General features: G+C 67.7%; 1 protein-coding gene. It reads right to left on the reverse strand.

The annotated features are described in order from the left end of the window. A partial coding sequence (locus tag PUR71_RS01075) for a HAMP domain-containing protein (RefSeq protein ID WP_443077313.1) occupies window positions 1–336 on the reverse strand: 336 nt, incomplete at its 3' end. Between the last annotated feature and the right edge of the window lie 45 nt (window positions 337–381).

Consider the following 381-nt stretch of genomic DNA (forward strand, 5'->3'; position numbering starts at 1 on the left):
CACCATCGTGTTGATGGTGTTCTTCAGCTCCAGCATCTCGCCGCGCGCGTCCACCTCGATCTTCTGCGAGAGGTCCCCGCGCGCCACCGCCGTCGTCAGCTGGGCGATGTTGCGCACCTGGCCGGTCAGGTTGTCGGCCATGAAGTTCACCGAGTCGGTCAGGTCCCGCCAGAGCCCGGCCACGCCCGGCACCGGCGCCTGCCCGCCGAGGCGGCCCTCGGTGCCCACCTGGCGGGCGACCCTGGTCACCTGCTCGGCGAAGCCGGACAGCTGGTCCACCATCGTGTTGATGGTGTTCTTCAGCTCCAGCATCTCGCCGCGCAGCGGGTGGCTCACCCACTTGCTGAGATCGGAAGAGCGACGAGAAGGGAAAGAGTGTCC

Source organism: Streptomyces sp. SP17BM10 (assembly GCF_036322405.1).
Taxonomy (GTDB): domain Bacteria; phylum Actinomycetota; class Actinomycetes; order Streptomycetales; family Streptomycetaceae; genus Kitasatospora.